Origin of the sequence: Azospirillum baldaniorum (assembly GCF_003119195.2) — a bacterium.
GTDB classification, from domain to species: Bacteria; Pseudomonadota; Alphaproteobacteria; order Azospirillales; family Azospirillaceae; genus Azospirillum; species Azospirillum baldaniorum.
Genome location: NZ_CP022255.1, coordinates 641,920 through 666,111 on the forward strand (window position 1 = coordinate 641,920; position 24,192 = coordinate 666,111).

Consider the following 24,192-nt stretch of genomic DNA (forward strand, 5'->3'; position numbering starts at 1 on the left):
CAACCCCCTCACCGCCCGCTTCGCGGGCACCCTCTCCCCAGAGGGGAGAGGGCTGAACTCTTCACCCCACCATGTCCGGGACGACCGGCTGGTCGGGGCGCAGGCCCTCGTTGCCCTGGACGACCACCAGATCGTCGGGGCGAAGCTCGGGGCTGAGGACTTCCACATGGTCGCCGGAATGGCGGCCCGTGCGCACCGTCACCGGGCGGGCCACCGCCCCGTCGCCACCGCGCTGCACCACCCAGACGCGCGCGCTGCCGTCGGGATGGCGCTGCACCGCGTCCGCCGGGACCTGCAGCGCGATCTCCGCCACTCCGGGCGCCGGGCCGAGCGCGACGCCGACGCGCGCCGACATGCCGGGCATCAGCCGCCCCTCGGGGTTGGGAAGCGCGATGTGGATGCGGAAGCTGCGGCTGACCGGATCGGCGGCGGGCACCACCCGCTCCACCGCCGCGGCGATGCCGGCCCCCTCCGGCGCGTCGGCGACCAGAACGGTGACCGGCGTGCCGGCCGTGATGCGCCCGTGCTGGCGCTCCGGCACATCGACGACGACGCGCAGCGGGTCGGTGGCGGTGAGTTGAAGCACCGAGCCGCCGGACCCTACCCACTCCCCGCGCCCGGTGCGCCGTTCGGTGACCACCCCGGCGAAGGGCGCGGTCAGCCCGTGACGCGCCACCTGCTCCCGCTGGATGGCGACGGCGGCGCGGAGCTGGCGGACCTTGGCCTCCTCGATGGCGGCCTGGGCGAGTTGCGTGCGGTAGCGGGACTGCGAGACGCTCTGCACGCCGGCCAGCGCCTCGGCCTCGCGGGCCAGCCGCAGGGCGTCGCGCTGGAGGTGCTCGGCCTCGGCCAGGGAATGTTCCAGCCGCTCCAGTTCCAACCGGGCGACGATGTCGTCCAGCCGCAGCAGGGGCTGCCCGGCCTCCACCCGGTCGCCGGCCTCGACCAGCAAGGCATCCACCCGGCCCTCGACCTGAGCGGACAGGGCGCTGCTCTGCGGCGACACCAGCGTGCCGGGGAGGTGCAGCGTCTGGCGGACGGGGGCGGCGACCACCGCCGTTACCTTCACCCGCGTCTGGGCGGCGGCAGGAAGCGCCGCGGCGAGCAAAGCGGCGGTCAGCAGGATCGGCATGGCACGGGTCATCATCCGGTTCCCTCCAGGGCAGGGTCGCTCATTGGCGCTTCGCGCATCGTGGTGGCGGTGGCGGTCACGGCGGCGGCGAGCGCCAAGGCACCCAGGCCAAGCGCCAGGATTCCCACGGCGGGGCTCAGCAGCGTCGCCAGCAGGCCCATGCCGATGGTGCCGGCGCTGTCGCCGAACACGTCCTGCGCGGTCCACAGGCTGTTGACGCGACCCAGCAGGTGGTCGGGCGTGTGACCCTGGACCATGCTGTATTCCAGGAGCGAGGCGATGGAGGTGGCGTAGCCGAACAGCACCAGCAGCGGCAGCGCCACATAAAGGCTCCCGGCGGCCCCGATCACGGCGACGCAGGCGAAGGCGCCCATGCAGGCGCCGCCCATCACCAGACCCGGCCGCTCCAGCCGCGCGGCCCAGCCGCTGAACGCGGCGCCCAGCGTCGCCCCGATGGGAACGGCGCTGTACATCAACCCGGTCTCGAAGGCGCCGCCGCCGAACACCTCCTCGACCAGAGCCGGGAAGAGGATGCGGATGGAGGTGGCGACCGTGGTCAGGCAACCGAGCGCGACCACGCTCACGATGACCTTGTGGCCGAACAGGAAGACGAAGGCCTGCGCCATGGCGCGCAGCGGATTCTCCCCGGCCTCGCCCTGCGGCATCATCCGGGGCAGGCCGAGCAGAGTCAGAACGGTCAGCCCGGTGCCCAGCGCTGTCAGCAGATAGACCCAGCCAACGCCCAGCCCGGCGATCAGCAGGCCGCCCAGCGCCGGCGACAGGATGGTGGCGACGCGCATCGACAGCATGCCCAGCGCGCGGGCCTGCACCAGATTGGCGCGCCCGACGAGATGGGGCATCGCCGCCATCAGGGCGTTGACGCCGATGGCTCCGAAGAAGCCGTCCCAGAAGGACAGGGCGTAGATCGCCGGAAGGGACGGGGAGGGCAGCGCCGCGTTGGCCGCCAGCCCGAGGAAGCCCAGGCCGCAGACGCTGCGAGCGAGCAGGATCAGGCGGCGGCGGTCCATCCGGTCGGCCAGCACGCCGCCCAGCAGCAGGCCCAGGAACATGCCGACGCCGTCGCAGGCGGCGGCGATCCCGACCTGAAGGCTCGACCCGGTGAGAGCGTAGACCTGGACCGGCACCGCCACCGACAGCAGGCCGAGCGCTATCAGCGAAATCGTCCGGGCGATCAGCACGCGGCGGAAATCGGGGTTGGTCTTCAGGAGGCTGAGATCGACGAAAAGGTTCGACAGGGTCATGGGCGGGCCTTTCCGGCACCGGCGCCCGCGGCAACGGGACCGAGGGCGGCTTTCAGAAGGCGGGCGCGCCCGCCCCCGGCGCGGGCCGGGGGCGGGCGGCGGCGGATCAGAAGCGGTAGTTGGCGGAGACGTAGTAGTTGCGCCCCACCTCCACCGACGTGAAGTTGACGTTCTTCTCGCTGAGGATGACGTCGGTGATGTTCTTGACGCCGGCCCCGACGGTCAGCGCCTCGGTGACGTCGGCGCTGACACCCCAGTTCAGCAGAGTGTAGCCGGGCATCTTGCTGGTGCCCTGGAGCTGCGGGCCGGTGTAGCTGGTCGACACCGACGTGCTGATGTTGTCCAGCGCCTGCCAGGTCAGGGAGGCGTTGATCTTGTGGCGCGGACGGTAGTCCAGTTCCGCACCGTTGCTCTGTTCGGTGTAGAGGTAGGTGTAATTGCCCGACAGCAGCAGCTTCGGCGTCAGGCTGACGGAGCCGGTCACCTCGACGCCCGAGATGTCCACATTGTTGATGTTGCTCCAATTGCGGGAGGGCGGCGGCCCGGCATTGTAGACCGCCTGGATCATGTCCTTGACCTTGTTGTGGAACAGCACGACGCTGCCGTCCCAGCGGTCATAGCGGGTTTCCAGGCCGATTTCGTAGTTGGTGCTGGTCTCCGGTTCGAGGTCCGGGTTGCCCGACAGGAAGCAGCGGCCGCCGCAGCTCACGATCCGGTATTCGCGGCTGAGCTGGTAGGCGTCCGGCGCCTTGTAGCCCTGGCTGACGCCGGCCTTCAGCGACAGCGCGTCGGTCAGCGCGTAAACGACGTTGGCACGGCTGGTGAAGTTGCCACCGAAGATCTCGTGGTGGTCGTAGCGGGTGCCGACCGTCAGGGTCAGCCCGTCGATCAGCCCGATCTGGTCCTGGAGATAGACGGCCTTCTGCCCGATCTCCGACTTGCCGGACTGCAGGAAGGTGTTGGGGTCCTCCACCGTCTGCTTGCGGTATTCCGCACCCGCGGTCAGCCGGTTGAAGCCGAGCTGGAAGTTGCTGCGGCCGTGCAGGAACAGGTTCTTCTCCTTCAGGTGCCGCTGCTGCGGCGCGTTGAAGGACGAGTTGAAGTCGTCGATGCGGCCGTCTTCGTAGTTGGCCTCCACCAGCGTGTCGCCCCAGCCCCAGTTGCCGCGGTGGGCGGCGCCGAAGGTGTTGCGAACGATCTCCTGCTTCTGGGAGGAGAGCCAGCGGTCGTAATAGCCGCGGGGCCGGTTGTCGCGGTTCAGGCCGTAGTTGGCCTCCAGCGTCTGGTTCTCGGTGACGTCGAAGGCCAGCGTGGTCAGCAGGTTCGCCAGGTTCTTCTTTTCCAGGACCGGAACGACGCCGTTGTAGCGGGAGTCGTCGTACCAGGCCTGCCGGTTGAAGTATTCGGCGGAGACCGAGGCCGAGACCTTGTCCACGATCGGGCCGGCGGCGTAGAGGCCGGTGCGGTACTGGGTGCCGCCGCGGCCCGGTTCGACGACGCGGTAGTCGCCGTTGATCTCGCCCGACCACTTGTCGGTCGGCTTCTTGGTGATGATGTTGACCACACCGCCGATGGCGTCCGATCCGTAGAGCGACGACAAGGGACCACGCACGACCTCCACCCGCTCGATCGCCGACATCGGGATCGAGTGGTAGTCGAAGTCGCCGCCGCGCCACAGCGCGTCGGAGGTGGACACCCGGCGCCCGTTCACCAGCACCAGCGAGTAGTTGGCGCCCATGCCGCGGATCACCACCTCGTCGCGGCCGGTGGCGTCGGTGCGGTCGTTCACGCCCACCGAACGGCCCAGGATTTCCGGCAGGCCGGAGGAGGCGACGCCTTCCTTCTTCAGGTCTTCCGACGTGATGACGGTGGTGAAGGCGGGAGCGGTCAGCGTGCTTTCCGGCGTGCCGGTCGCCGTCACCGTCACCGGTCCCAGCGTCTGAACGGCGGGCGCCCCTTGTGCGGCGGCCTGCTGGGCCAGCGCCGGCGTTCCCCCCGCCAGCGCGACCACCAGAGCCGCACCCACCATGGTTGCGGATTTCGCCGCAGCCACTGGACGACCCGCCGCCGCCCCTTCCTCTGCACACGCCCCCGATGTGCGAATGGTCATGCTCATATCCCCTGATTAGGCAATTCCGTAATTGCTAATGAGACTCATTCGCAACTACCTCTTTCGATTGTTAGTGCATATCCCTTTTCGCCGCAAGGACTATGACTCGGCCCGGTTGTTTTTCAGGCGGGCGCCATCACTCACCAGGGGGGTCATTCCGCCGGGTGGGCAAGCGGTTGGACGCCCATCTCCGAGTCCGAGCGCTCGACCGGGGAGGCCCAGACGCTGTCCCGCGGGCCGCTGAGGGCGCGCCGCTCCGCTCCACGGGCCATCGCGGCGAAGACCAGCCCACCGGCCAACGCCACCAGATCGACTCCGATCAACCCATCCGACAGCCAAAGACCCGGCATGACGAGGCCGAGCAGCGAGGTCGCCGGGATGGCCGCGGTGGCCACCGCGCTGGCCCACAGAAGTTCCACCCCCGCACGGGACGCCCCGCGAAAAAAGGCCCAGGCGCAGGCGCCCAGAAAGACCGCGTAGTAGATGCCCCAATGCCAAGCGTGCAGGTCGTCCACCAGCCCGCTCAGCCATTTCCCGGCGGCGATGGTCAGCGACAAACCGGCCACGCAGCCCAGGCAGACTCCAACCGTCCCGGCGCCCAGCAGGCGGGTGGTGCGGCTCTGCTCGACCGGGCCGACGATCGACCGGCCTTTTGCCTGCCGCTCCGTCCGCCGCCGCGATTCGATCCACAGCAGGTTGCCGGTGTAGAACAGCGCCGCCCCGGCCAGCCCGAGCAGGAAGTAGGACCAGCGCACGATGCCGCCGCCAAAGCTCCCGAAATGCAGCGCGAAGAAGGCGGAGACGGTGGCCGACCATCCGTTCTGATGCCCCGGCATGTATTCGGTGTCGATGATCCGGCCGTCCACCGCCCCCATCAGCACGAAGCCCTCCCGCCGCACGAGGTAGCGCGGATCATAGCCCCAGACGCGCACGGTGGCGGCCCCGGTGCCGGCGTCGTGATACTCCAGGCTGACCGGCTGGAAGCCGGGGGCGAGGCTGTGGACGCGGGTCAGGAATTCCTTGGGCGGCAGCATGCCCGCCGGACCCATGTCCTTCGAGACGGTGCGGAACGGGCTGCTGGCCGCCGCCACGGCGCGCATCTGCCCGCCATAGACCACGCGGTCCAGCGTGTCGTAGATGTGGTCGTGCAACCCGAACACCACCGCCGACAGGGCGATGACGAGGTGGAAGGGCAGGCTGATCAGCCCCAGCACGTTGTGGGCGTCCAGCCACAGGCGCTTCACGTTCCGGGTGACGCGCAGGATCAGGAAATCCTTGACCAGCGACGGCAGCAGGATGATCACGCCCGACACCAGGGCGACGACGTAGAGCGCGCTGGCGATGCCGGTCACCGTTGTGCCGATGTCGAGATCGCCCGGGATGCCCACGGTGCGGTGAAGGAAATCCACCAGCAGCCCGATGCCGGATGGGTTGAGCTGCTCTACGGCCACCGATCCGTCCGGCGCCAGGGTGGCGGCCCAGGGGGCGGGGTCGAAGCGTTCCTCCGTCCAGGTCAGACGCAACGGCGCCTCTCCGGCCAGGGCCGGCTCGACCGCCAGGGTGAAGTCCCGCACCTCCGGCCGCAGGGCGCGCGTGGCGGCGACCAGGTCCTCCGCCCGGTCGAGCGTCGCCGGAGTCACCGCCACCGGCGGCGTGATCCAGCGTTCCAGCGGTTCCTTGAACATGGTGAGGGCGCCGGCATAGAAGCAGACGAACAGGATCAGTCCGGTCAGGATGCCGGTCCAGGTGTGGACCTGCCGGTAAAGGCGCACAACGTCGGTGCGGATGGCCATGGCTCGGCTCGCGGCTGTGAGGGCGGGGCGGGTGGGCGAAAGGTCAGTGCAGCAGCGGGCTGCGCGCGGCGAGCAGCGCCGTGTGGGCCAGGATGTTGGCGCAGCCCAGCCACAGCCAAGCCTGACGCCCGCTGCGGAACAGGAAGCAGACGCTGGCCACCCCCAGCCAGATCGGAACGACGAGCCACATGATGAATTGCAGCTTGTTCACCGCGGCCGGCCCGCCGGGGCCGATCCAGGCGAACAGTCCCGCCACGGCGATGGCCAGCGAGAATCCCAGGACCACCCCGGCCACACTCTTGCTCCACCAGTCCGGATGGATCGGGGCGTGTGTGTTGCGGATGGAGGATGCGTCGGTCATCGCTCAGCCCTCCCGGCGTGCGGGCATGGCTCCGCGGACGGCGGCGGCGAAGGGCAGGATGGTGAGGACCAACATCCCGACGGTAAGGCTGGTGAACAGCGCGGTCACCGGATGCATCACCACTGACCACAGCAGCCACCCTTCCAGCAGCGCGAGCGTCCCGATCATCCGGCTATGGCGACCGGCCAGCGGGCGGGTCAGCCATTGCTGGCGCGGTGCCGAAAGATAAAAGCAGGTAATTCCGACCACGGTCGCGGCCAAAGCCAGCCCGTGAAAGGCGGCTTCTGCCATCGGTGCGGTTCCAATCATGGCGCGCCAATCCGATTTGGTGGAGAAAGGCCATGTTTTGCCAATCAGGAATTGAAATTGCAAGTGATTCCTATTTGCATTAAGAATCATGGCCGCGGCGGGTGACCGACCCTTGCTCCGTGTTCTTTCAAGAAGCCTCGGAAGCTGGCTTTGCCCATGGCTGCGGAGCGCGGGTGGACGGGCCGCCGCGTGGTGTCGCTCAAGCCGAAGCGTTTCTCACCCGCCCATCGAACGCACGGCAGAACGGCGACGCCGGCCTCAGGGCGTTTGCAATGGCAGGTTCAGGCTGGTTTCAGGTCAGCCATTGCGTCATTCCGGCGCTGCTGGACACCACCGCGTCGATGCTGTCGCGCAGCTTGGCGAGGCTGATCGGCTTCACCAGATAGCCGTTGACGTTGTGCTCCTTGGCGAAGCGCACGGTGCTGAGGTCGGCGTCACCGGTCAGGAAGATCACCGGGGTCTTGTCCACGTCCTTCACCTTGATCCCGCGCACGCCCTGCAGGAACTGCTTGCCGTTCATCGGCGCCATGTGGATGTCGCAGAAGACGATGTCCGGGCGTGTGCGCACCACCTCCATCAGCCCGTCCTTGCCGTTCGAGGATTCCTGGATCGAGCGGACGCCGATCTCCTTCAGCACCTTGCGGATCAGGCCGCGGGTGAAGTTGTCGTCCTCGACGATCAGGATGCTCAGCTTCGCGTAATCTACCACCATAATGGGCTGCCCTTGTTCAAGACGTCGATTTCAAGACGTCGGTGCGGGACTGTGCGACGCCCGCATCGCGGCGGTCGCGGTGATCAACTCGTCCAGGGTGGCGTCCAGCATGCTGGCGAGAAGCGCGGCAGTCTCCGCGTCCCCGGCGTCCAGCAGGTCCTGGGTGTCGGCGGCCAGCCGGCCCAGCCGGGCCGCCCCGATCGACAGGGCCGCCCCCTTCAGCGTGTGGACCGCGTCGCGGGCCGGGCCGGCGGCTCCGGCCTCCAGCGCCGTCACGGCGGCCTGGATCAGCCCCGGCGCCATGCCCAGGAAATCGCCGAGGAAGACCATGGCGTCCGGGTCGTCGCGGCCGAAATTCTGGCTCAGCTGGCCGAGGTCGAAAATCTGCGGGTCGATGTCGGCGTCCGCCCAGCTCGGCGCGGGCGGCGCTTCGGCCACGGCGGCCGGCTCCGGCTTGGCAGGCGTCCGGCGGGCCGGCAGGCGCAGCGAGCGGGCTTGCGGCAGGAAGCGGTCCAGCGTTTCGGCGAGCAGCCGGGATTCGATGGGCTTCGTCAGATAGCCGTCCATCCCCGCTTCCAGACAGCGTTGCTGTGTGCCCGGCAGGGCGTCAGCGGTCAGGGCGACGATGGGCAGCCGGGTCACCGCACCGGCGCCCAACGCCTCCGTCAGCTCCCGCTCGCGGGCACGGATGGCGTGGGTCAGGCCGAAGCCGTCCATCTCCGGCATGTGGAAGTCGGTCAACAGCAGGCCATAGCGGCCGGGCTGCAGCATCTCCAGCGCGCGGGCGCCGTTGTCGGCCATTTCAATGGCGTAACCGCGCTTGTTCAGCATGCGGCGGATCACTGTCTGGTTGATCGGGTTGTCCTCCGCCACCAGGATCAGCGCCCCGGCCGCGATGGCGGATTCGATGGGCGGCGGTTCCCAGCCGGTGGCGTCGTGCTCCCGCGGTTCCGACCGCCGTTCCAAACTGGCCCGGCCTAGCGCCGCCGCGATGGCCAGCCAGACCCGCCGCCGCCGCAGAGGCAGATTGACGGCGCACAGCAGCCCGATGCGGTCGGCTTCCGACATGGTGGAGGCCAGCGCCCGCGGCACGGCCAGGATGACCGCCGGCACGGGACCTCCGGCGAAGGCAGGGGACTGCACGATGGCGCGGCAGCAGGCGATGGCGGTTTCGGACTGAACCCCGCCATTGACCAGCACCACCAGCCGCCCCGGACCGGCCTGGGTACCGGTCACCGCCTCGAGGCCGCCGGTCAGGTCGTACCAGCCCAGCGGGGCGATGCCGGCGGTGGCCAGAATGCCCTCCAGCGCTTGGCGGCCGGCGCCGTCGAAGCCGACAGCCACCACGCGGGCGTCGTCCACCGCCACCGCCGGGGCCGCCGGCGTCCGGGGCTGCGGGCAGTCGGCGATGGGGGCGGCCACCGCGAAGGGCAGCTCGAACCAGAAGGTGGACCCCTCGCCGAACACCGAATCCACACCGATGCCGCCCCCCATCATGGTGCACAGCTTGTGGCAGATCGTCAGGCCGAGCCCGGTGCCGCCGAAGCGGCGCGAGGTGGAGCTGTCGGCCTGCTGGAAGGGCTGGAACAGCTTGGCCCGCTGCTCCTCGGTCAGGCCGATCCCGCTGTCGGTCACGGCGAAGCGCAGCGTCACCCCGCCGTCCGCGGCACCATCCATGCCGGACCGCGGTTCGGCGCTGACCGTCACGGCGACGCTGCCCTTCTCGGTGAATTTGACGGCGTTGCCCATCAGGTTGATGAGGATCTGCCGCACGCGCGTCGGGTCGCCCGTCAGCCGGTCGGGAACGCCCGGTCCGACGTCGACGGACAACTGAAGCCCCTTTTCCTCGATGCGCCCGGCCACCAGCTCCGCCGACTCTTCGACCACCTCCAGGGGGGAGAAGGGGACGGATTCGATCTCCATCTTCCCAGCCTCGATCTTGGAGAAGTCCAGGATGTCGTTGATGATGATGAGGAGCGCCTGGGCCGACGACCGGATGACGCCCAGCATGCCGTGCTGTTCCTCGGTCAGGTCGGTCTGGTCCAGCATCTCGGCCATTGCCGTTACACCGTTCATCGGCGTGCGGATCTCGTGGCTCATCACCGCCAGGAAGGAGGACTTCGCCCGCGTCGCCTCCTCCGCCTGGTTCTTGGCCTCGTGCAGGGCGGTTTCCCGCTGGGCGATCTCGGTGACGAAATGCTGCACCGAGCGGGCCATGGCCCCGACCTCGTCCCGGCGTCCGGTGTCCACGATGGCGCCGGTCAGCGGGTTTCCCGCCAGATGAACCATCTGCCGTTGCAGGCGGTCCAGCGGACGGGTGATCGAGCGGGCGGCGTAGAAGGCTCCGGCGATGGCCAGCAGCAGGCCGGCGGTGGCCCCGAGCACGAGGGCGGACCGCAGGAAGGCCCCGATGGTTTCGGCGTTGCTGCGGAACGTGTCGTTCAGCGCGCTGGCGCCCGACGCCATCTCCTTCGCGTCCGCGTCCATCTGGGCGATCATCAGGTCCTGGACGCTCAGCCCCTCGCGCACCTTGTCCAGGCTGTCCCGCCAGCTGGCTACGGCGGACATCATGCCACCGCGCACCAGCGGGGGCAGGGCGATCCGCGCGATCTGCTCCTCCACCGCCGCGCCGTCCGCGATCAGCGCGATGGTCGCGCCGATGTCCCGGTGGCTCACCGCGTCGGCGGTGGCGTGCGCCAGCTTCAGCACGGCGATGGTCACGCCCTGCGCCTGCTGTTCGGTCTCGTTGGCCGACACGGCGTGGGCGGTGAGTTCGGTGACCTCGTTCAGCGTGGCGGCGTAGGCCGTGCCGTAGACGTTCAGGATCTGGTCGATGCGCTTTTCCAGCTCCTGCGCGCTGTCCCGGATGTCGCCGCCGTCCATCAACGCGCTGGACACCTGCGAGACCGCCGCGACGATGCGTTTTTGCCCCCGGCTCCCGCGCCCTTCCGCGACGGCGGCCCGCTCCAGTGCCTCCTCCAGCGTGTCCGCGCTGTTGCTCAGGCGCAGCATCAGCACGCCGGTGTCGTGCGCACCGGAATTGCCGGGTGCGGCGCCACCGCCTTGAGGCTGGCCGTGTTCGCGGGACAACCGGGCCGCCTCGTGCCGCCACAGACCGGCCAGCGCGGCGTAGATGCTGCGGGCGTTGTCCAGCACGTCGCGGTGCAGGGTCAGGCGGCGGTCGGAGTCCGCCACCGTCTCGGCATAGCCGAGGTTGGCGAGGTTCTGCCGCTGACGGGCGGCGTCGGTGATGTCGATCAGCCGGGCCGCCTGCTGGGCCATGGCGCCGATCAGGGCGTCGTTCCGCTCGGTGACCGCCTTCAGCTCCTCCATCTGCGTGGCGTAGCGGTCCAGAATCCGCCGCGTCTCGCTGACGGCGCTTTCCAGCGCATCGTCCTCGGTGGCGTCGGCCAGGGCGTCCAGATGGCGGCGCGCCTCGCCGGTGTGGGCGTCGAAACGGACGGCCTGCGCCGCCCGCCGGCTGGCCGCGGTGTTCAGATAGTCGGAGCGCGCCGCCTCCGCCCCCAGCAGTTCGCGGTAGATCGTGCCGGCGGTGACCACCGAACCGTTGGCGCGGTCGGATTGCTGCAGCAGGAACCACGCGACGATGGCGATGGCCGCCGCCACCAGCACGGGCATGCCGCCGACCGCGGCGATCCGCTGGGCGATGTTGGTGCGGGTCATCACCGCGCGCCGCCGCTCACCGGGCGAGATCGACGCGGTGGAACAGGTGCAGGCCGAAGGGATTCATCCGATAGCCCGTCACCTCCTCGCGCAGCACCATGAACACCATGGAATGGGCCAGCGGCAGCCACGGCGCCTGATCCTTGAAGATCTCCTGCGCCCGATGGTACAGCGCGGTGCGCTTGGCGACGTCGGTGGTCTGCTTGGCCTCGATGATGGCGTCGTCGAAGGAGCGGTCGCACCATTTGCCCATGTTGCCGCCGCCCTTGCGGGCTCCCTCGCAGCTCAGCAGCGTGTAGAGGAAATTGTCGGGGTCGCTGTTGTCGCCGGTCCAGCCGATCATGCCCAGCTGGTGGTCGCCGTTCATCAGCCGCTTCATGTAGACCGACCAGTCGTCGGTCACCAGGGTGGCCTTGACGCCGACCTGGGCCAGATCGTTGGCCATCATTTCCGCCGCCCGTTTGCCGGCGGGCATGTAGGGCCGGGCCACCGGCATGTGCCACAGCTCGATCTCGAAGCCGTTGGCGTAGCCGGCCTCGGCCAGGAGCTGGCTCGCCCGCTTGGGGTCGTAGGGAATGTCGGTGATGGCGTCGTTGTAGCCCCAGCTCGTCGGCGGCAACGGATTCTTCGCCGTGCGCCCGGTGTCGCCGTAGAGTGCGTCGACCAGCGTTTCCTTGTCGATGGCCATGCTGAGCGCCCGGCGCACCCGCACGTCGTCCAGCGGCTTCCGCTCGACGTTGAAGGTGAGGAAGGCGACGTTATAGCCCTCCTGCCGCAACAGGGTCAGCGACGGGCTGTTCCGGATCTTCGGCAGGTCGGTCAGGTTGGGATAGGGCATGACGTGGCATTCGCCGGCCTGCAGCCGGTTCAGCCGGACCGTGGCGTTGGGGGTGATGGCGAAGACCAGGTTGTCCAGCGGCGGGCGCCCCGCCCAATGTCCCTCGAACGCCTTGTACTGGAGCAGATTGTCCTTCTGGTAGGAGAGAAGCTGGAAGGCGCCGGTCCCCACCGGCTCCAGATCGAACAGCTCCGGCGTCCCGCGCTTGGTCATGGTGTCGGCGTATTCCGCCGAGGTGATGGCGGCGAAGACCATCGACAAGTTGGCCAGGAAGGGCGCCTGCGGCCGGTTGAGGGTGAAGCGCACCGTCAGGTCGTCCACCGCCTCGATCGACTTCAGGATCGAGCCCATGGAGAGGTCGTTGAAGTAGTTGTAGGCCCCGTTTCCGACCGAATGGTACGGATGGTCCTTGTGCCATTGCCGGAAGAAGCTGAACAGCACGTCGGCGGAGGTCAGCGTGCGCGTCGGCGTGTAGCCGGGCGTGTCGTGAAAGCGCACGCCGGACCGCAGCTTGAAGGTGTAGACGGTGCCGTCCGGCGAGATGGTCCAGGATTCCGCCAGCGCGGGCACGATGCTCTTCGACTCCGCGTCGAAGCGCACCAGCGTGTCGTAGGCGTGCAGGATCGCGTCGAAGCTGGTGTTGGTGCGGGCCAGCGCCGGGGCCAGATTGTCCGGGTTGCCTTCCGAACAGAAGACCAACGTCGATGCCGCCTGGGCCTTCTGCTGCGCTCCGGCGCCCGCCAGAGCTGTCGCCGCGATCAGGAATGCCCCGCCCAACCGGGCCAACCCATTTTTCAACAAACCTGCCTTCACTGCACCGCACTCCTTCAACGGATCACCTGCCCGAGCCCCCAATTGGTTTGCGGAGATTAAAGCCAACGAACGCATACTTGCAATTGATGATATCTTTCAAAAGACAATCTTTAAGTTTCTCCGGGGAAACAATGCTTCGCCGTCGAAATTTTCTATAACGATCCGAACGCATCGAGAGGGATGGCGAGGAGCGCGCCGTTTCATTGAGCGGCTGGACAGGCGCCGATATGGACTGTCGCCAGAGCGGCGCGGCTCAGCCGCACGGAAGCGGACCGGTGTGAGGTTAAGTCGACTTAAGCTCGCAAAACGTGCGCAAATCACAAAATTTCGCAACTTCTCATATTGAAAAGCCGAAACCTCTCTGTTGAGGCAATCTTGGGAAAATCCGTTGACAATGTTGAGGGTGTGACGAAGGATGCGGCCGGACAAGCGGACGGGAGACCCCACGAACCATGGCCGGAGAAAGCCTCAAGGGGCTGCGCGAGGAGCGCGGGTGGAGCCAGACCGAGCTGGCCGCTTGGCTCAACAAGAGCCTGGGCCGCAAATACGACCGGGCGCAGATTTCGCGCTGGGAAAGCGGATCGGAGCGGACCCCCAAGGCGGTCGTGGACGCTGTCGAGACCGAGCGCAGGACCGATCGGCCGCGCCACGCCACCGTCGTGATGTGCGGCTCGGCGAAAGGAGGCGTTTCGAAGACAACCTCGGCCCTGTGCATCGCCTATTGCCTGCTCGCCCAGGGGTCGAAGGTTCTGCTGATCGATTGCGACAGCCAGGGCAGCGCCACCGTTCATCTCGGCTACTCGCCGACCCAGATGGACCAGATGGAGGTCGAGCGCCGGACCTTGTACTACGCCCTGGCGGACGACAGGCCGCTCGCCGACTACATCATCCAAACCCCGGAACCGCGGCTCGACCTCCTTCCCGCCTTCATGAGCCTGGCGGATGCCGACGTCGAACTTGCCCTTGGCAAGCTGGCCCCTCTTCGGCAGCGCATCGGCGAAGTCCGGAACCAGTACGACTTCATCGTTCTCGACACCGCCCCGAACCTGGGCGCCGTCACCGTCAGCGCGCTCGAGGCGTCGGACCTTCTGCTGGTGCCGTGCCAGACCGAGGCGTTGGCGCTCGTCGGCCTGCGAAACGTGCTGCACTCCCTGGAGAACCTGCGACGGCGCCGCAATCCCGGATTGCGCATGCTGGGTATCCTTCCCACGCTGTTCTCCGCCCGCCTGACCCAGGACCAGGCGACGCTGGAGGATCTGCGCCGGGGCTACGGCGATCGTTACCGCATCTTCGATCCCATTCCGAGGGCGACCGTGTTCGCCCAGGCGGCGGCGTCGGGCGTGATTCCTCTCGCCGCCGTCAAGAACATCCCCGGCCGCGCCGTCTTCGAGGAAATCGCCGCCGCCGCCCGCGCTGCCGCCAAGGAGATGAAGGCCCATGTCGCGTAAGCTCGCCCGCCGCACCGACCTGACCGCATCGGCCGAGGTGACCGGACCGGCGCCGAAGGCATTCGACCTCTCCGACGACTTCCCCTCGGTGCTCGAACTGGACATCGATCGCATCGACCGCCACACGCACCAGCCGCGCGCCGTGCAGGACGATGCCTCCCTCACCGAACTGCGGCGGTCCATCCTGCGGCATGGCCTGATGTATCCGATCCTGGTGACCCCCGGAGGTGGAGGCGGCTACGCCCTGGTCGGCGGCGGACGGCGTCTGCGGGTTTTCGAGTTGCTGGGCCGAACCACGATCTTCGCGCGGGTGCTCTCGGGAGACCCCGACGAGCTGGCGCTGGTCGACAATCTGCAGCGCAAATCACTGAACGCGGTCGAGACGGCCCGCTCGCTCGACGGCCTCCGCAACAAGCACGGCTACACCCAGGAAAAGCTGGCCGAAGTGATCGGCAAGACTCCCGCGGCGATCTCGCGGGCGCTCGGCATCCTCACTCTGCCGCAGGACGTCCTCGACGAGTACATGACCCTCGCCGACCGCGTCCCGCAAACCACGCTGGAGGAGGTCGCCGCCGCGCCCAGCGAAGACGGGCAGCGCAAGCTGTGGAGGCTCGCCAGAAGGGGAGCGACGGCGAAGGCGATCACCGAGCAGCGTCAGGAGATGAAGCGCAAGGAGCCGGATGGCCTCTTGCTCAAGAGACGCGCCGCCGGCGCCGCGGTCCGGGGGCTCGTCCAGATGGTTGCCAAGCTCGAGGAGAACCGTGAGGGCATCGGCGCTGCCGAACGCTCCACGCTCGAAGCGATTCAGACGAAGCTGGCGGCGCTCCTCGCCGATTGAACGGCCTGCCTCATCGGGCCGGCAGGGGAGGGCGGGGGCTGTTCACATGTGCCCCCTTGCCTACGCTTACTTGACGATGTCCAGCAGAGGCATCTGCCCGTCGCCACCCTTCGGCAGCGCCGCGCGACGGCGACGGCGGCTTTGGTTGGCCACCTCGGGAGTGACCGGAACGAAACGCTTGGGGCGCCCGCTCTCGTCGAGATCGTCGTTGTTGACGACCAAGGTGAGTTCGCGTTCGTTGACGGCCCGCTCCGCCACCGCGCGGCGGATCTGGTCGAGGAAGGACTGGGAGGGATAAAGGTTGTACTCGACGTCGACGTACTTCCGCCCCTCCTTGATCTCCTCGATCTCGATGCGGTCGAGAGCCCCGATCTGCGTGTCGGCGAGCGCTTTGACCACGTCGTGAATCCGCAGCCGCATGTCGCGGAACCGCGACCACTCCGACATTCCGGAATCGCGGATGATGTCGCGGGCGGTGATGCTGACGACCGACTGCGAGGGGTCCTGCCTCAGCGTTTCCGCGATGCGCTTGAACAGCCAGCGCGAGAACGGGTTGCGGATCTTCATCAAGGCTTCGTATGAGATCGAGTGCCAATCGACCCGGCGGATTGCCTCGCGGAGCATCATGTTGAACTGGACGAAGGTCTCCGCATCGCTGCTCTCGTCATCGAGGATCGAGGAGTCGTCGGCGTCGTCCGTCTCGCTGGGACGCTGCCGCAACCCGAGGCCGGCGAAGATGCCGGAGTCCATCATGACCTTGCGGCGGCCGCGGCGCTCGATCTGGACCGTGCAGCGCCGCATGATCATCAGCGCTTCCTTGATCTCGGGAATGCTGAGGGTGTGCCGGACCGAGCGAAGCTCCTGCCAGACCTCGTAGAGCGAGAAGCGCAGGATCGCCTCCCCATTGTCCACCGACAGGCGCGCCGGGTCCGAGGCCAGCTTGCGGATCACGTCCTCGATGATCTGTTCGCGTTCACCCGGATAGGCGTCGATCTCCTCCACCACCTGAGCCCCGCTGGCGTCGCGGACGAAACGGCCGTCCTTGCCCTTCACCCGGCGCTGGATGCGCGCCGGAACGACGGTGAGGTGGTAGATCTGATCGGCGAAGGAAAACTGACGGTGGATCATCGGCAGGCGGTCGTCCTGAGCCGCCGGGTCACGGGGTTCCAGGCTGTGCGCCGCCTGCCCGTTGGCCTTCGATTCAGGGCTGTCGAAAATATACTTGGGAGCCAGATCGTACAGAGAAACCATGTTGACGCTGTGGCGCCGGCCCGTGGTGGCGTCGATGTGCTCGAACAGCGTGCCCTGGACGGTCTGCCCCTGCGTCTCCATACGGCGCTGCTTGACGACGATCTGCCCCGACATCTGGTGCCTCTCCGAAATCCTGAACACCAAGCCTATGTCTCTTCCACCGTCCAACGCAATGACGTCGCGCGTGGGACCCAAGGTGACAGGCGCGCTTGCAGTAGGTGGCAGGCGCGCTTCCGGTAGGCAACGGGCGCACAGGCAGTAGGTCGCAGGCGCGTTTGCCGAACGACTCCCCGGCATGGGACCGAATCGGACGGGCGCTTCTTCGACACGGGGATGGCGTCGCGCCGCACTTCGCCATTGCGCGGCCCCCAAGGCCCAGCCCCGGCGCAGGAGCGCGTCGGCAGGACTTTTCCCAGGCTCCGCAGGCTGGAGATTCGGCACCGCGGCGAAGCGCGCCTGTCACCTACCGAGCGGTCCGGCCGTTGACCGCGCCTGTCACCTAGAGAATCCAACGAGTCGAAGCGCGCCTGCGACCTATCCCAAGCCTCGCGAAACGCGCCTGCCTCCTATAGAATGGGGCAACTCCGGAGTCTTTTCGACACACCGATAGGTCACAGGCGCGTTTCGCCGCGTCCCGAGTCGCGTTGGTTACCGCGCCTGCCACCTCCATATGCGCGTCTGTCGCCTGCCGATGCCGCGCCTGCAACCTTCGCAATTGCGCCTGGCACCTACCACGAGCGCGCCCGCCACCTGTCGATAGGAGACGGGCGCGCTTTGCTGACTCCGAAGCATCCGGGGAATCCTGCCTGCAAGAACGCCGGCCGACGCCGGTTCCACGATCTCGCGGGAGCGCCGCATGACCACCACGACCGAGAGCAACAGCCGTTGGGGCAAGATCCCCGCCTGGTGGCTCGACCATCCCGACCTCGACGCGGATGGATTCGCCGTGCTTGCGGCGCTTGCCACTTTCGCCAACGAGAACGGCGTCTGCTGGCCGTCGCAGTCGACGCTGGCGGTGAAACTGAAACGGTCGCGCCCGACCATCAACCGCATCCTGCAGCGCCTTCACGACATGGGTCTGGTCACCATCGAGCACCGCCGCGGCCGCGACGGCTCACGGCTGTCTTGCCTGTACCGGCTGCGCGTCGCCCAGTGCGAGGAGACCTTCCCCCAAGCCGCCGGCGACCAAGCCCCATTGCGCCCTGTTCCGACCAGCGACAGGGATGACTCGCTGACGAACGTCCCCTGTCCAGTACCGAGTCATGAACACCATCATCCTGAACAGAATCCGGACTCGCTCGCTTCGGGCGGGCGCGGGCCGGTGTGTGAGGTGCCCGCGGATTGGATGCCCAGCGCCGACGACCTCGCCTGGGCCGGGAGCCGTTTCGGCACGGTCGATCTCAGCCGGCATGTCGAAGGATTCGTCCTGCGCTGCCAAGCCCACGGCTACCGGTACCGCGACATCTCCGCCGCGTGGCGGGCGTGGCTGGCCCAGGACGTGGCGGCCGGCAAAGCGCCGACGGTGAAATCCGCCCCGTCCGATGGGACGGCCGTCATGAACATCAGCCATGCTCGCCAGAGTGTCGCCGAACAGCGGGTCGATGCCTGGATGACCGTTGCCGCGAGGCTCAAGGGCGTCCAACCCACCCCCCGTCCCCGTTTCTGAGGAGAGCGTCGATGTCCGTCGCCATGATGCCGCTGCCGGAACGGTCCCCGCTGCCCTTCGACCCAACGATGGCTCCGGCTGAGCGTTGCCGGCTTCTCGTCGCCGCTTTTCCCGGTGCCTTGCGCGAGATTCTGGCCGCCGGCACGCTGGAACACCGTCCGCGTTTCGGCGAGAACGGGTTCGAGGGGCTTCAGGAAAACTGGTTACCGCCGGCGGCCCTTTCCGCCCGGCAAGTCGCCGTGGCGCAACGGGTGCTGGCAGACCTGCAGGATTCCATCCTCGCGCCGGCCGAGCCCGACCATCTTCTTGGCCGTGTGCTGGCCTTGTTGTCCCATTTTCCGGCCAAGGGACTGCCTCCCGACGTGGAGCGGCTGGTCGCCATGGACTGGGTCGAGGACCTGGGCGAGTTTCCGGCCTGGGCCATCGACGACGCGGCGCGCGCGTGGCGCCGGACGAGGAAGTGGAGGCCAAGCATCGCCGAGTTGCGCGCGCTGTGCGAGGAGGCCTGCGCCAAGGAGCGCGCCGTGGCGCAACGGCTCCGGCAGATCGTCCAGGCGTTTCAGGCTTCCGATGCCGGAACCGGGCTGGCGGAGATCCGCCGGTTTCCATGAGCCGATGCGAGAAGCCCTGGGTGCCGGATCCTCTGAAGGATGACCCGATCGAACACAGGTCGGCACTGCCGCCCCCAACGGAGCGGCGGTGCCGGGACGCGCCGAATGGACAGTGGCGTGTATGGTCACCACTTGAGCGTGGCGTGCACCAGGAAGGAGCGACTGGCTTCCAGATAGCGGCGGCGGTCGGGCGAGGTCTCGCTGACGCCGACGACGTTGACGTAGTTGTAATAGCCCTGGTTGAACAGGTTGTTGACCGAGGTGCCGAGGCTGATGTTCTCCGTCGGGTTGACGTAGGCGGCCAGATCCACCGTGGTGTAGGCCGGGGCTTTCAGGTAGGTCGGGTTGCTCACGTCGCTCGCCGTCTTCGCCATCACATGGGTGGCGGCGACCTGCGCGCCCCAGAAATCATCCGGCGCGGTGTAGGACAGGCCGGCGTTGACGGTGAAGGGCGCCACCTCGTCGATGGCGGTGCCAGCGTCGATGTCGAAGCCGCGGGCGAAGGCCGCCGCGCCGAACAGCGCCCAGCCCGGCCGGAACCGCCACTCGCCCTTGCCCTCGGCGCCGAAGATCTCGACCTTCGAGACGTTCTGCGCCTGATAGCGCAGGATGCCGCCCGCGCCGGTGCCGACCGCCTTCTGCAGGATGAAATCGCTGTAGCGGTTGTAGAAGCTTGAGACCTGGAAGCTCGACCCGTCGCCGAACTTGCCGCGCAGGCCGGCCTCGACGCCGTCGCTGCTCTCCGGCTTGAGGTCGGCGTTGGGCAGCACCTCGTAGCCGTAGGTCGGGTTGGAGAAGCCGAGGTTGGCGTCGTCGTAGGGCGGCGCGCGGAAGCCGTGCGCGTACTGACCGAACAGCGCGTATTCCCTGGTCAGGTCGTAGGTCGCGCCGAACTTCGGCGACAGGGCCAGCTTGTCCAGCTTCTCCGGCTGGGTGGACGGCCGGGCGGCGAAGTAGGCGGCGTCCTTGTCCGGGTCCATCCGGTAATAGTCGAGCCGCAGCGCCGGCACCAGCCGCAGCCGGTCGATGGTGATCTCGTCCTGCACGTAGGCCGAGGCCATCAGCGTGTCGGTGTTGGGGAAGGTGCGGCTGGGGTAGGTGTCGCCGTTGTAGCTCTTCGCGGTGGCCCCGGTCGCGAGGTTGGTCAGAGTCACGTCGCGCATCCGCTCGGTGCGGATGGAATCGACGCCGAAGCCGTAGGAGATGCTGTTGCGCAGCCCGAAGAGTTGGGTGTCGGAGCGCAGGTTGACGGCGCCGCCGATGATCGTCTGCTTGGATTCGTTGCTGGTGGATTCCCGCAGGGCGGTGCCGGCGGCGAACAGCGGACTGGTGGAGGTGGCGACGCGGGCGTTGCGGGTGCGCTTCTCCTCGCGGTCGAACTGGGTGCCGTAGAGGCGCCAGTCGATGTGGTCGATGAAGCCGATGGGCGCGTCGTGCGCGTGCTCCAGGCTGACGCGCCAGCGGGTCGCCGTGTCGTCGGCGGTGGAGCTGGTGAAGGCGCCGCGCGTCATCCGCATCGGCACCATGGAGAAGATGTAGCTGGCGCTGCCGCCGACGTCGTTGCGCAGCGTCGTGTCGGTGTGGCGGTGGAAATACTCGCCGGTCAGCGTCACCTTGTCCGGCCCGTGGTCCCAGACCAGCTTGGCGAGGCCGTTGTTGCCCTCATAGTCCTGCGGGTTGCGGTAGGCCTTGTCCTTGGACTTGTACTCCTCCCCGTCGCGGCGCGTGTAGATGCCGAGCAGGGAGAAGTCGCCGGAGCGCAGCACCCCCGTGCCGGTCTCCGACAGGCTGGAATCGACGCTGTCATAGGTCGTCTTCAGCGACACGAAGCTGTCGCGGCCGGGCCGCAGATAGTCGGCGGGGTCCTTGGTCACATAGGTCACCACGCCGCCCAGCGCGTCCGACCCATAGAGCGCCGAGGCGGGGCCGCGCACGATCTCCACCTGTTTGACCGAGTCCAGATCGACCACATCGCGGTTGTAGCCGGCGGACGGGGCGGCGGAGGCTGGGGATTCCGGCAGGCGCGTGCCGTCGACCTGCATCAGGATGCGGTTGTTGCTAATGCCGCGGATGGTGAAGCCGCCGGCCCCGGCGCGGGACGGGGAGTTGCTGACCGTCACGCCGGGTTCGTAGCGCGGCAGGTCCTGGAGGCGGTGGACGCCGCGCTTCTCAAGCTCGTAATCGGGGATGACCGACACCGTGCCCGTGTTCTCGCCCACGCTGCGCAGGCCGCGCTCGCCATAGACCGTCACCGCGTCGAGGATGGTCGGGGGCGGCGAGGTGGTCGCCTGCGCGGTCTGGGTGGTGGCCTGCTGAGTCTGCTGCGCTTGGGCGGCGGGGGCCAGCAGCGTCAGGGCGGAGGCCGACAGCCACAGCGCCGCGCGCAGGCGGGACGGTGGGAGGGCAGGGCGGTGGGACACGGGTGGCACGATCATCTCTGTCTCTCTGCACGAGGTTTTTCTGGCGTGTTGTTTTTGTGGAAATGCGATTGCGTATTATTCGCAAATAATAGGCTGAAGCCGCCCGGCGCCGGCGCTGGCGCTGACTCAGGCGGTCTGGCCCGGCGCCCCGCATAGGCGGGCCTTCAGCGCTTCGAACCGCTCCACCTGATCGGGCAGAAGCTGGCGGGCGTCGTCACGGCCGACGAAGACCTTGAACATCGCCTCCCCGTCGCCGTTGAAGAAGACGACGGAGGCGCTGTCGGCGCTGCCCATGAAGGGCCGGCGGACGAAGCCGACGGTGCGGCAGCGGTCCAGCCGGATGTGGCCGCCGATCGGGCTGCCGCCGGCGAGGTTGTAGAAGCCGCGCCCGAACTGCCCGCGCGGCAGCGGCCCCTTGCATTCCAAAACGAGGTCGGCGCTGTGAACCAGAACGGTGACCGTGCCCCACTCCGCCATGTCCAGCATCGCCGCCTCGGCCGTTTCCCCCGGCGCGAAGGCGCGCAAGCCGTCCGGCAGGCATTCGGTGACGGCGAGCAGGCTGACGCCGGTCTCCGCGGCGACCGCCTCCAGCACGCCGTTCGGCGCGGCGGCGAGGCGTTCGCGCAGGGCGGCGAGCGTGTCGGGGGGCGGGGCGGTGGGGGTGCTGTGCGGCATGGAAGCGGTCCGAAGCGTCGGTTGCAAACTGAATTGAGAATAGTTCGCATTTGCAAATCGGCTCAACGGCGCTTCGCTTAATTTCGCTTAATGGAGAAGGACGGTGATGGCGCCGGGAACGGCGGAAGTGGGGGAGGGGACCGGCCGGCCCCGGCGCTCCAGCCGGACCACGGCGCGCAGGCCCGGCCCGTTGTCCTCCAGCCGCAGGGCGCCGCCGTGCAGCCGGGCGATGGCGTCGACGATGGCGAGGCCGAGCCCATGGCCGGGCACCCGGTCCGACGGGTCGAGCCGGCAGAAGCGCTGCACCGCGAGCGCGCGCTGGCCGGGTGCCAGCCCCCGACCGCGGTCGGCGACGGTGATCTCGTTCCAGCCGTCGCGCCGTCCGGCCGACAGGTGCAGCGCCTCGCCCGGCGCGTATTTCAGGGCGTTGTCCACCAGATTGGCGATGGTCTGGAACAGCAGCGTGCGGTCGCCGCGCAGATCGAGGTCGCGCTCCACGGCGACGGTGATGACGGTGCCGGTGACCTCGGCCAGCGGCAGGTAGGATTCGGCCACCTCGTCGAGCAGCGCCCTGGCGTCAAGCGGCTCCACCGCCAGGGTGCAGCGCCCGGTCTCGATCTCGCCCAGCCGCATGATGGCGCGGAACAGGTGCTGGATGCGCCGCGTCTCCTCGATCCCCTCCTCCAGCTCGCGGCGTAGCGCGTCGTCGGGGCAGTTCTCGGCGATGGTGATCAGCCGGTTGTGCAGGTGGGTCAGCGGCGTGCGCATCTCGTGCGCGATGCTGCTCGACACGCTGGAAACCTCCTCGACCAGCCGGGTCACGCGGTCGAGCGTGCGGTTGATCTCGCGACCGAGGCGGGCGAATTCGTCGTCCGGCCCGGCGATGGCGACGCGGCGGTCGCGGTCGCCCGCCGCGTAGGCGGTCAGCGCCATGGTGATGGCCGACACCCGGCGCAGCGTGCCGGCGCTGAAACGGAGGCCGAAGGCCACGCTGGTCAGCAGGAACACCAGCACGCCGCAGCCCGCCGCCAGCGGCACGGCGCGGAGCTGGTCGAGCATGGGCTGGAGGTCGTAGGCGTTGACGTAGCGCCCGCCGTCGCCCAGCCGCACCACCATCCCGCGCACCTTCCAGCCGTCGCCGCGCTGGTCGATGCGGCCGGTTTCGCAGGGGGCCGGACCGCCGCAGGCGATGACGGCGAGCAGGCGCCGGGCCATCGCCTCGTCGCCGTAGAGCACATGGCCGTCGCGGTCGATCACCATGCGCCGCCGCGTGCCCTCCGGCGCGAAGCGCTCGCGGCGGCGCAACTCCGCGACCAGGGCGGCGGCGTCGCCGAAGCCGCCGTGCAGGCGCTGCGTTTCCTGGTCGCGCTCCAGCAGGTCGACGACATGCTCGTTGACCAGCTCCACCAGCAGGGCGCGGCTCCACAGCACGGCGGCGCCGGCCACCACCAGAAAGACCGCGCCGATGGCCATGGCCTGGCGAAAGCTGCGCGTGTCGAGATGGCGGCGGACCCTCCGGACCCAGGCCGGCCCGGCCCCGGACGGGCTAGCCCAGGACATAGCCGATGGCCCGCACGGTCTTCAGAAGCGGCGGGTCGAATTCCTTGTCGATCTTCGCCCGCAGCTTGAAGACATGGACCTCCACCAGATTGGTCGGGGGGTTGAAGCCGTAGCCCCAGGCCTTCTCCAGCAGCATGCTGCGGGTCACGGTGCGGCCGGGGTTGCTCATCAGGATGTGCAGGAGCTTGAACTCCTTGTCGGTCAGCTCGATGGGCACGCCGCGCCGGGTCACGTGCCGGCGGGTGACGTCCATCACCAGATCGGCGACCTCCAGCACGTCGCCGGCCCCGGCCAGGACGGCGCGGCGGGTCGCCAGATGCTCCAGCCTGACCAGCAACTCGGCGAAGTCGAAGGGCTTGCCCAGATAGTCGTCGGCCCCGGCGCGCAGCCCGGCCACCCGCTCCGTCGTCTCGTCCAGGGCGGACAGCACCAGGACCGGCGGGTGACGGGTGCCCTGCAGGCGCCTCAGCACCTCCATGCCGTCCAGCTTGGGCAGCATGCGGTCCAGCACCACCACGTCGAACGCCTCCTCGCGCAGCAGGCGCAGCGCGTCCTCGCCATCGCCGGCGAAGCGGCAGGAATGGCCGGAGCCGCCGAGCTTCGCCCCGATCCAGTAGCTGACCGCCGCGTCGTCCTCAACGACCAGAACACGCACCGTCCCCTCCCTCCGACGCCTCTTTGGGGCGCCCCGTCTCGGTCCTTATTTGCT

18 protein-coding genes are annotated in these 24,192 nt (G+C 68.4%); 4 read left to right on the forward strand and 14 right to left on the reverse strand.

Going from position 1 to position 24,192, the window contains the following annotated elements; genetic code table 11:
- Positions 1-61: 61 nt before the first annotated feature.
- The 9 genes from Sp245p_RS25130 to Sp245p_RS25170 form a co-directional block, all read right to left on the reverse strand.
- The gene (locus tag Sp245p_RS25130; protein ID WP_014199562.1) at positions 62-1,147 is read right to left on the reverse strand and encodes an efflux RND transporter periplasmic adaptor subunit; all 1,086 of its coding nucleotides are present in this window, start codon (positions 1,145-1,147) and stop codon (positions 62-64) included.
- The gene (gene entS, locus Sp245p_RS25135; RefSeq protein ID WP_014199561.1) at positions 1,144-2,394 is read right to left on the reverse strand and encodes an enterobactin transporter EntS; all 1,251 of its coding nucleotides are present in this window, start codon (positions 2,392-2,394) and stop codon (positions 1,144-1,146) included. Before entS ends, Sp245p_RS25130 begins: the two co-directional genes overlap by 4 nt.
- Positions 2,395-2,500: 106 nt before the next feature.
- Positions 2,501-4,504: a TonB-dependent receptor domain-containing protein gene (locus Sp245p_RS25140; protein ID WP_165360001.1), complete on the reverse strand. Its 2,004-nt coding sequence runs from the start codon at positions 4,502-4,504 to the stop codon at positions 2,501-2,503.
- A 152-nt stretch (positions 4,505-4,656) separates the two neighbouring features.
- The gene (locus tag Sp245p_RS25145; RefSeq protein ID WP_014199559.1) at positions 4,657-6,297 is read right to left on the reverse strand and encodes a PepSY-associated TM helix domain-containing protein; all 1,641 of its coding nucleotides are present in this window, start codon (positions 6,295-6,297) and stop codon (positions 4,657-4,659) included.
- Positions 6,298-6,340: 43 nt separating this feature from the next.
- The gene (locus Sp245p_RS25150) at positions 6,341-6,658 is read right to left on the reverse strand and encodes a hypothetical protein (protein WP_014199558.1); all 318 of its coding nucleotides are present in this window, start codon (positions 6,656-6,658) and stop codon (positions 6,341-6,343) included.
- A 3-nt stretch (positions 6,659-6,661) separates the two neighbouring features.
- Positions 6,662-6,949, reverse strand: a complete 288-nt coding sequence (locus Sp245p_RS25155) for a hypothetical protein (RefSeq protein WP_014199557.1) — start codon at positions 6,947-6,949, stop codon at positions 6,662-6,664.
- A 310-nt stretch (positions 6,950-7,259) separates the two neighbouring features.
- Positions 7,260-7,679 carry a response regulator gene (locus Sp245p_RS25160; RefSeq protein WP_014199555.1) on the reverse strand — a complete coding sequence of 140 codons (420 nt, stop codon included), beginning with the start codon at positions 7,677-7,679 and terminating at the stop codon, positions 7,260-7,262.
- A gap of 30 nt (positions 7,680-7,709) precedes the next feature.
- Entirely contained in the window at positions 7,710-11,363 is a 3,654-nt protein-coding gene (locus Sp245p_RS25165; RefSeq protein WP_014199554.1) for a hybrid sensor histidine kinase/response regulator, read from the reverse strand.
- A 16-nt stretch (positions 11,364-11,379) separates the two neighbouring features.
- Positions 11,380-12,987: an ABC transporter substrate-binding protein gene (locus Sp245p_RS25170; protein ID WP_014199553.1), complete on the reverse strand. Its 1,608-nt coding sequence runs from the start codon at positions 12,985-12,987 to the stop codon at positions 11,380-11,382.
- A gap of 479 nt (positions 12,988-13,466) precedes the next feature.
- On the opposite strand from Sp245p_RS25170, the gene Sp245p_RS25175 reads away from it, so the two are divergent.
- A complete protein-coding gene (locus Sp245p_RS25175) occupies positions 13,467-14,462 on the forward strand; it encodes an AAA family ATPase (protein WP_014199551.1) in 996 nt (331 codons plus the stop codon).
- A complete protein-coding gene (locus Sp245p_RS25180) occupies positions 14,452-15,300 on the forward strand; it encodes a ParB/RepB/Spo0J family partition protein (RefSeq protein ID WP_014199550.1) in 849 nt (282 codons plus the stop codon). The genes Sp245p_RS25175 and Sp245p_RS25180 overlap by 11 nt, the downstream gene beginning before the upstream one ends.
- Positions 15,301-15,366: 66 nt before the next feature.
- On the opposite strand, the gene Sp245p_RS25185 is transcribed toward Sp245p_RS25180, so the two are convergent.
- Positions 15,367-16,665, reverse strand: coding sequence for a hypothetical protein (locus tag Sp245p_RS25185; protein ID WP_014199549.1), 1,299 nt, complete (start codon positions 16,663-16,665; stop codon positions 15,367-15,369).
- A gap of 742 nt (positions 16,666-17,407) precedes the next feature.
- Between Sp245p_RS25185 and Sp245p_RS25190 the strand changes: the two genes are divergently transcribed.
- Together Sp245p_RS25190 and Sp245p_RS25195 are read left to right on the forward strand one after the other, a co-directional pair.
- Positions 17,408-18,217 carry a helix-turn-helix domain-containing protein gene (locus tag Sp245p_RS25190; RefSeq protein WP_014199547.1) on the forward strand — a complete coding sequence of 270 codons (810 nt, stop codon included), beginning with the start codon at positions 17,408-17,410 and terminating at the stop codon, positions 18,215-18,217.
- Between the two features lie 11 nt (positions 18,218-18,228).
- Positions 18,229-18,828: a hypothetical protein gene (locus Sp245p_RS25195; RefSeq protein WP_014199546.1), complete on the forward strand. Its 600-nt coding sequence runs from the start codon at positions 18,229-18,231 to the stop codon at positions 18,826-18,828.
- Between the two features lie 125 nt (positions 18,829-18,953).
- Here the strand turns inward: Sp245p_RS25195 and Sp245p_RS25200 are convergent, their stop codons facing one another.
- From Sp245p_RS25200 to Sp245p_RS25215, 4 genes are all read right to left on the reverse strand, one after another.
- Positions 18,954-21,263: a TonB-dependent hemoglobin/transferrin/lactoferrin family receptor gene (locus Sp245p_RS25200; RefSeq protein ID WP_014199545.1), complete on the reverse strand. Its 2,310-nt coding sequence runs from the start codon at positions 21,261-21,263 to the stop codon at positions 18,954-18,956.
- A gap of 111 nt (positions 21,264-21,374) precedes the next feature.
- Entirely contained in the window at positions 21,375-21,923 is a 549-nt protein-coding gene (gene hutX, locus Sp245p_RS25205; protein ID WP_109139000.1) for a heme utilization cystosolic carrier protein HutX, read from the reverse strand.
- A gap of 87 nt (positions 21,924-22,010) precedes the next feature.
- Positions 22,011-23,483 (reverse strand): sensor histidine kinase, encoded by a 1,473-nt coding sequence (locus Sp245p_RS25210; RefSeq protein WP_109139001.1) that lies wholly within the window; start codon positions 23,481-23,483, stop codon positions 22,011-22,013.
- Positions 23,470-24,138 carry a response regulator transcription factor gene (locus Sp245p_RS25215; protein WP_014199543.1) on the reverse strand — a complete coding sequence of 223 codons (669 nt, stop codon included), beginning with the start codon at positions 24,136-24,138 and terminating at the stop codon, positions 23,470-23,472. The genes Sp245p_RS25210 and Sp245p_RS25215 overlap by 14 nt, the downstream gene beginning before the upstream one ends.
- Between the last annotated feature and the right edge of the window lie 54 nt (positions 24,139-24,192).